The following is a 7835-nucleotide window of genomic DNA, read 5'->3' as shown; positions in this document are numbered from 1 at the left end:
TGAAAAGGCCCAAGCGACTGTTTAGCAAAAACACAGGTCTGTGCGAAGCCGCAAGGCGAAGTATACGGGCTGACGCCTGCCCGGTGCTGGAAGGTTAAGGGGAGTGGTAAGTCCTTCGGGGCGAAGCTATGAACCGAAGCCCCAGTAAACGGCGGCCGTAACTATAACGGTCCTAAGGTAGCGAAATTCCTTGTCAGGTAAATTCTGACCCGCACGAATGGCGTAACGACTTGGGCGCTGTCTCAACGAGAGATCCGGTGAAATTTTAATACCTGTGAAGATGCAGGTTACCCGCGACAAGACGGAAAGACCCCATGGAGCTTTACTGCAGCTTGATATTGAATTTGGGTACGATCTGTACAGGATAGGTGGGAGCCTAAGAGACTTGAGCGCCAGCTTGAGAGGAGGCATCCTTGGGATACCACCCTGATCGTATCTAGGTTCTAACTTGGTACCGTGATCCGGTACGAGGACAGTGTCAGGTGGGCAGTTTGACTGGGGCGGTCGCCTCCTAAAGAGTAACGGAGGCGCCCCAAGGTTCCCTCAGAATGGTTGGAAATCATTCGAAGAGTGCAAAGGCAGAAGGGAGCTTGACTGCGAGACCTACAAGTCGAGCAGGGACGAAAGTCGGGCTTAGTGATCCGGTGGTACCGCATGGAAGGGCCATCGCTCAACGGATAAAAGCTACCCTGGGGATAACAGGCTTATCTCCCCCAAGAGTCCACATCGACGGGGAGGTTTGGCACCTCGATGTCGGCTCATCGCATCCTGGGGCTGAAGTAGGTCCCAAGGGTTGGGCTGTTCGCCCATTAAAGCGGTACGCGAGCTGGGTTCAGAACGTCGTGAGACAGTTCGGTCCCTATCTGTCGTGGGCGTAGGAAATTTGAGAGGAGCTGTCCTTAGTACGAGAGGACCGGGATGGACGTACCGCTGGTGTACCAGTTGTTCCGCCAGGAGCACCGCTGGGTAGCTATGTACGGAAGGGATAAGCGCTGAAAGCATCTAAGCGTGAAGCCCCCCTCAAGATGAGATTTCCCAATTAGTAAGACCCCTTGAAGACGACGAGGTAGATAGGTTGGGGGTGGAAGTGCAGTAATGCATGGAGCTGACCAATACTAATCGGTCGAGGGCTTATCCTAAGGATAGAATGCAATGGAGTTTCGGATCCAGTTTTCAGGGTGTAACACCTTGAAGAAAAGCGCATGGCTATTCATTCACACGATTAGTGATGAACCGAATACCCATACGGTAGAATTTGTTTTACAAATTCATGTTTGGTGGCGATAGCGGAGGGGTTCCACACGTACCCATCCCGAACACGACCGTTAAGCCCTCCAGCGCCGATGGTACTTGGACCGCAGGGTCCTGGGAGAGTAGGACGTCGCCAAGCAAAAGGAAGAAGGACCATGATCTCCTTGAGATTGTGGTCCTTTTTTGTATATTACGTTTCAGAACCGTAGCGGATTATTTTTTATAAAAGGGTCGACTTTATCTTGGGAAACGCTTAATTATAAAGGATGTCCTTCCTGTGAGTACACTTGTTTGTACAGGGGAACACTAAAAGTTGTGGCTGCTGAGGAAGGCTTGACACCCCTATACCGCTTTGCTAAGATTGCAATAATATATTTTCAGAGAGCCTTGATTTGTCCATGTCGGACAGACAACAAGACCAATACAGACTAAACAATTTGAAGGAGGATCATCTTGGTGTGGGAAGATAAATTCGGTAAGGAAGGCCTTACCTTTGACGATGTTTTGCTGGTACCTCGCAAGTCGGTGGTTCTGCCGAAAGAAGTAAGCGTAGCGACCCGTTTGAGTGATAACGTGAAACTGAATATTCCTTTGATGAGTGCTGGTATGGATACTGTAACTGAGGCAGTTTTGGCAATTGCCATGGCTCGTGAAGGCGGTATCGGTATTATTCATAAAAATATGTCGATTGAACAGCAAGCAGTAGAGGTAGATCGGGTTAAACGTTCAGAGAGCGGTGTTATCACCAATCCATTTTCATTGACTCCAGATCACTTGGTATCTGATGCTGAAGCTGTTATGGGTAAATATCGTATTTCTGGCGTACCTGTTGTAAATGAAGAAAATAAGCTGGTGGGTATTATTACTAACCGCGATCTTCGTTTTATTCACGATTTTAATCTTAAAATCAGTGAAGTGATGACCAAGGAAAAGCTGGTAACTGCACCTGTAGGTACGACCTTGCAGGAAGCAGAAGGTATTCTGCAAAAGCATAAAATTGAAAAACTTCCTTTGGTCGATGATGAAAATTACCTCAAAGGGCTTATCACTATTAAAGATATTGAGAAGGCTATTCAATTTCCAAACGCAGCGAAAGATGCACAAGGGCGTCTTCTGGTCGGTGCGGCTGTCGGCATTTCCAAAGATACGTTTGATCGGACTGAAGCACTCGTATATGCAGGTGTGGATCTGATTGTCGTCGATTCTGCTCACGGTCATCATATTAACATCATTGAAGCGGTTCGCAAATTGCGTGATGCTTATCCTGATCTGACGATTGTAGCAGGTAATGTAGCTACTGGTGACGGAACGCGTGAACTGATTGAAGCCGGAGCTTCGGTTGTAAAAGTCGGCATTGGTCCAGGCTCTATCTGTACAACGCGCGTGATCGCCGGGATTGGTGTTCCGCAAGTAACAGCTATTTATGATTGTGCGACAGTAGCACGGGAATATAATATTCCGATTATTGCAGACGGTGGCATTAAATATTCCGGTGAAATTACGAAGGCCATTGCGGCAGGAGCTTCTGCGGTAATGTTGGGCAGTCTTTTTGCTGGCACGGAAGAAAGTCCAGGCGAATCCGAGATTTATCAAGGTCGTCGCTTTAAAGTATATCGTGGTATGGGTTCCATGGCTGCGATGAAGCAAGGAAGTAAGGATCGTTATTTCCAAGATGATGATAAGAAATTGGTACCGGAGGGCATTGAAGGACGTGTCGCTTATAAAGGGCCACTTTCCGATACGGTTCACCAGTTGTTGGGCGGTCTTCGTTCCGGTATGGGATATTGCGGCACTGCTAATATTGAGGAGCTTCGTAATGATACGAGCTTTATCCGTATTACGGGTGCAGGTCTGCGTGAAAGCCATCCGCATGATGTGCAAATTACAAAAGAAGCACCAAACTATTCATTATAAAGTTCGACTGTAGCAGACTTGACGACAGGCAGGGCGTATTTCGCTCTGCCTGTCTTTTTTTAGAGATACCCCTGTGATAGAATAGACAAGTGTCCGCTTTTTACAAAATGGGTTGATGAAGTAAGGACACGTTAGGATATAGGACTTACTTAGTACCTGCTCATTCCAAGATAAGAGCAGAGAACGTTGAATAATGGATCCAACTGAGGAAACAAAACCGAATTTTAAAACATTAATTTCATTGGCCTAGTAGAGGCTTTATCCACCGTCTCGTTATACATAACGGATCGGGTTGAGGTACGAGAGGAGTTTGTATTCATTTGAAAGCGAACAATCATAAACAAAATAAGAAACGCAGCATGATTAAAAAGAGCGTAACAGCAGTCATGGTGCTTAATATGATGTATATGTCAGCATTACCGGTTGTGGGCAATTTTGATCCGTCTGTGGCTACGTTTGCCGCCGGAGCGACAACAGAGGCGGTCAATATTACGGGGACAGGCTCTGTTAAACCGCCTAGTCTGGCGCTGCGCTCGGCTATCCTGATTGAGCCTTCCACAGGGCAGGTATTGCTGTCTATGAACCCGGATGAGCCACTCCCACCAGCAAGTATGACCAAAATGATGACAGAGTATCTCGTAGCGGAGCAGGTCAAGCAAGGGAAGCTCAAATGGACGGATAAGGTTACGGTTCAAGAGAATGCTGCCAAGAGCATCGGATCACGTATTTTTCTGGCTCAAGGTGATCAACATACGGTAGAAGAACTGTATATTGCCATGGCGGTAGGCTCTGCCAACGATGCAACGGTAGCTCTTGCCGAGCGTGTGTCTGGAACCGAGCAGGACTTTGTAAAATTGATGAATGAAACAGCTCAGAAAATGGGTATGAAAAATACGTATTTCATCAACTCTACAGGGTTAGACCGTAGCGACATGCCTAAAGGATACCAGCCGGATGCTGATCGGGAAACCGTAATGACAGCGAGAGATGCGGCTACACTGGCTAGTAACATTATTAAGGATCACCCAGACTATACACGGTTTACGACGATTCAATCGTATAAGTTCCGTCCGACGGACAAGGCGCCGATTATTAACTACAACTGGATGTTGGAAGCAAACAAGAATATAACTAACTTTAGAAAGTTCGCTTATCCTGGTCTGGATGGAATGAAAACCGGTCATACGAGCAATGCAGGTAACTGTTTTACGGGAACAGCCGAACGTAACGGAATGCGTCTTATCAGTGTAGTTATGGGGGCAGACTCGGAGCCGCACCGTTTTACGGAGACTGCTAAAGTATTGAACTATGGTTTTGATAATTTTGAAGTGAAGCAGGTTGTGGCTCCAAAGACGGTAGTTAAGGGTGCCGAAAATGTGCCTGTCTCCAAAGGCACGGAAACTGAAGTACCTGTTGTGACCAAAGACGCGGTAAGCTTTGTCGTACCTAAGGGTGCTGGCAATCCAAAAGTGACGTTTACAACCAATATTACACCGGAAAGCTCGCTCGTAGCGCCATTGAAGCAAGGGGCAAAAGTCGGAACGATTAGCTATACGTACAAAACGGATGGTGTGGAAAAAGGTCAGGTGAAAACCGTTGACCTGGTAACTACGACGGATGTAGAAGAGGCTGGCTGGTTCCGTATGCTTTTCCGGGCCATTGGCAATTTCTTTGGTGATTTGTTTCAGGGCATTAAAAACCTGTTCTAATCGTCTGGTTACCAGACAGATAGAGCCGAGGATTCTTGCTATGCCTTACGTATTTTGCTGATTGAAATGATTGTGTATTTGGCGTCTGTGCGGTAAAATATTAAGTTAGAATCTAAACGTAACCCTTACAGGAGGCAACGATATGGAAACGGGAACTTCGCGTGTTAAAAGAGGTATGGCAGAGATGCAAAAAGGCGGCGTAATCATGGATGTCATGAACGCTGAACAGGCTAAAATTGCAGAGGCGGCAGGTGCTACAGCGGTAATGGCTCTTGAACGGGTGCCATCAGACATCCGTGCAGCTGGCGGGGTTGCCCGTATGGCTGACCCAACGATTGTGGAAGAGGTCATGAAGGTGGTTTCTATTCCTGTTATGGCTAAGGCTCGCATCGGCCATTTTGTAGAGGCGAAGGTGCTGGAATCTCTCGGAGTTGACTATCTCGACGAGAGCGAAGTGCTGACACCTGCGGATGAAGTTTTCCATATCGATAAGAAAGAGTTTACCGTTCCATTCGTATGCGGAGCCAAGGATCTGGGAGAAGCACTGCGTCGCATCGGCGAAGGTGCATCCATGATTCGTACAAAGGGTGAGCCTGGAACCGGAAATATTGTCGAAGCTGTTCGTCATATGCGTTTTATCAACGGCCAAATTCGCAAGGTGAAAAACCTGTCGAAGGACGAGCTGTATGCAGAAGCGAAAAACCTTGGCGTTGCTTACGAATTGCTGCTGGAAGTGCATGAGCACGGCAAGCTGCCAGTGGTCAACTTTGCAGCGGGCGGCGTAGCAACACCTGCTGATGCCGCATTGATGATGCATTTGGGCGCTGATGGTGTATTCGTCGGTTCTGGTATATTCAAATCCGATAGCCCTGAGAAATTTGCACGTGCCATCGTGGAAGCGACTACTCATTATACGGACTACAAGCTGATTGCAGAAGTGTCCAAGAATTTGGGCGCTCCGATGAAGGGCATTGAAATTTCCAAACTGGCACCGCATGAACGCATGCAGGATCGTGGTTGGTAAGAAGGAAGGGACCGGCATGAAAATAGGAGTTCTGTCGCTGCAAGGCGCTGTGGCTGAGCATATACGAAGCGTTGAACTTGCGGGTGCGGAAGGTGTGGCGGTGAAGAAGACCGAACAGCTCAATGAGCTGTCCGGTCTTATCATTCCCGGTGGTGAAAGCACGACGATTGGCAAACTAATGCGCAAGTATGACTTTATAGATGCCATACGCCAGTTTTCCGATCAAGGCAAGCCTGTATTCGGCACTTGTGCGGGGTTGATCGTGCTGGCCAAAACGGTTCAAGGGCAGGAAGAAGCGCATCTGGGACTGATGGATATTACAGTGTCACGTAATGCTTTTGGTCGCCAGCGGGAAAGCTTTGAAACAGACTTGGACATTAAAGGGATTGAGGAACCGGTACGTGCTGTGTTTATACGCGCGCCATTAATACAGTCTGTTGGAACGGGAGTAGATGTGCTGTCTAAGTATAACGGCGAGATCGTGGCGGCCCGTCAGGGTCATTTGCTGGCTTCATCCTTCCATCCGGAATTAACGGACGATTACCGGTTGCATCAGTATTTTGTAGATATGGTCCGCGAATAGCGGAAAGTCAGGTTTGTAGTGTAGGAGGGATTACCTGTGTTAGATATAAAGATTTTACGTAATGAGCTTGGTCGGGTTGAAAAAGCTTTGCAAAATAGGGGCAAATCTCTGGATCTGATAAATGGCTTTACGGATCTGGATGTTCGTCGTCGTGAGTTGCTTCAGGAAAGTGAAGCGCTCAAAAATCGCCGGAATGTCGTATCCGGTGAAGTAGCCAAGTTGAAGAAGAATAAAGAAAATGCGGATGACCTTATTGCCGAGATGCGTCAGGTTTCTGACCGTATTAAAGAATTGGATGAGCAAGTGCGCGAGCTGGAGGTTCAGATCGACGAACTGGTGATGTCCATTCCGAATATCCCCAACGAGTCGGTGCCTGTAGGTGCTTCGGAGGAGGATAATGTAGAGATTCGCCGCTGGTCGGAGCCACGCGAGTTTTCTTTTACGCCTAAAGCACATTGGGAGCTGGCACAGGAGCTGGATATTCTCGATTTTGAGGCGGCAGCGAAGGTGACGGGTTCCCGTTTTACGTTCTACAAAGGATTGGGAGCACGTCTGGAGCGTGCGCTGATTAACTTTATGATGGATCTGCATAGCAGTGAGCATGGTTATGAAGAAATGCTGCCCCCATACATTGTGAACCGGGACAGTCTGTATGGAACAGGACAGCTTCCGAAGTTTGAAGAGGATTTGTTCAAGCTGCGTGATACCGAGTATTATCTCATTCCTACGGCTGAAGTTCCGGTAACGAACTATCACCGCGAAGAGATTATGAACGCGGATCAGCTTCCAAAAAATTATGTAGCATACAGCTCTTGTTTCCGCTCTGAGGCAGGATCGGCAGGACGGGATACACGTGGTTTGATCCGTCAGCATCAGTTCAATAAGGTAGAGATGCTTAAGCTGGTTCACCCGGACACCTCCTATGAGGAACTGGAGAAAATGACGAATAATGCAGAGCGTGTTTTGCAACTGCTTGGACTTCCATATCGTGTGCTGGCACTTTGCACCGGGGATATGGGTTTCACGTCTGCCAAAACGTATGATCTGGAAGTGTGGCTGCCTGAGAGTGGCATGTACCGTGAGATTTCTTCTTGTTCGAATACAGAAGATTTCCAAGCGCGTCGTGCAAACATCCGGTTTCGGCCGGAGCCGAAAGCAAAGCCTGAATTTGTACATACACTGAACGGTTCAGGATTGGCTGTAGGACGCACAGTGGCTGCTATTTTGGAGAACTATCAGCAAGAGGACGGAAGCGTTGTGATCCCGGAAGTGCTGCGTTCATACATGCGAGGCGCTGAAGTTATTGCTCCCAAACAGTAATCATTGCATTCGTTTAAAGTCTGTGGTAAAATAA

General features: G+C 47.8%; 5 protein-coding genes and 2 rRNA genes (1 of these 7 running past the window's edge). All 7 read left to right on the top strand.

Annotated features, from left to right (window positions below; translation table 11 throughout):
- Positions 1 to 1139 (top strand): 23S ribosomal RNA (locus ACQ4MX_RS14485) (it extends 1788 nt beyond the left edge of the window).
- Positions 1140 to 1273: 134 nt separating this feature from the next.
- Positions 1274 to 1390, top strand: a 5S ribosomal RNA gene (rrf, locus tag ACQ4MX_RS14480).
- A 317-nt stretch (positions 1391 to 1707) separates the two neighbouring features.
- The gene (gene guaB, locus ACQ4MX_RS14475) at positions 1708 to 3165 is read left to right on the top strand and encodes an IMP dehydrogenase (RefSeq protein ID WP_431091340.1); all 1458 of its coding nucleotides are present in this window, start codon (positions 1708 to 1710) and stop codon (positions 3163 to 3165) included.
- Positions 3166 to 3485: 320 nt separating this feature from the next.
- Positions 3486 to 4874 carry a D-alanyl-D-alanine carboxypeptidase family protein gene (locus ACQ4MX_RS14470; RefSeq protein WP_431085598.1) on the top strand — a complete coding sequence of 463 codons (1389 nt, stop codon included), beginning with the start codon at positions 3486 to 3488 and terminating at the stop codon, positions 4872 to 4874.
- 142 nt (positions 4875 to 5016) lie between these two features.
- Positions 5017 to 5898 carry a pyridoxal 5'-phosphate synthase lyase subunit PdxS gene (gene pdxS / locus ACQ4MX_RS14465; RefSeq protein ID WP_134911705.1) on the top strand — a complete coding sequence of 294 codons (882 nt, stop codon included), beginning with the start codon at positions 5017 to 5019 and terminating at the stop codon, positions 5896 to 5898.
- Positions 5899 to 5914: 16 nt separating this feature from the next.
- The gene (gene pdxT, locus ACQ4MX_RS14460) at positions 5915 to 6481 is read left to right on the top strand and encodes a pyridoxal 5'-phosphate synthase glutaminase subunit PdxT (protein ID WP_431085597.1); all 567 of its coding nucleotides are present in this window, start codon (positions 5915 to 5917) and stop codon (positions 6479 to 6481) included.
- A 36-nt stretch (positions 6482 to 6517) separates the two neighbouring features.
- Complete coding sequence (gene serS, locus ACQ4MX_RS14455; protein ID WP_149096305.1) at positions 6518 to 7801, top strand: serine--tRNA ligase; 1284 nt, start codon at positions 6518 to 6520, stop codon at positions 7799 to 7801.
- The last annotated feature ends 34 nt before the right edge of the window (positions 7802 to 7835 follow it).

It is taken from the genome of Paenibacillus sp. 8b26 (genome assembly GCF_050626875.1).
Classification (GTDB): domain Bacteria; phylum Bacillota; class Bacilli; order Paenibacillales; family Paenibacillaceae; genus Paenibacillus.
This window is presented reverse-complemented; position numbering and strand designations above follow the sequence as displayed.

Coding starts and splice junctions, on each gene's coding strand:
- pdxT (WP_431085597.1), top strand. CDS start 5,915: ATGAAAATAGGAGTTCTGTCGCTGCAAGGCGCTGTGGCTGAGCATATA.
- pdxS (WP_134911705.1), top strand. CDS start 5,017: ATGGAAACGGGAACTTCGCGTGTTAAAAGAGGTATGGCAGAGATGCAA.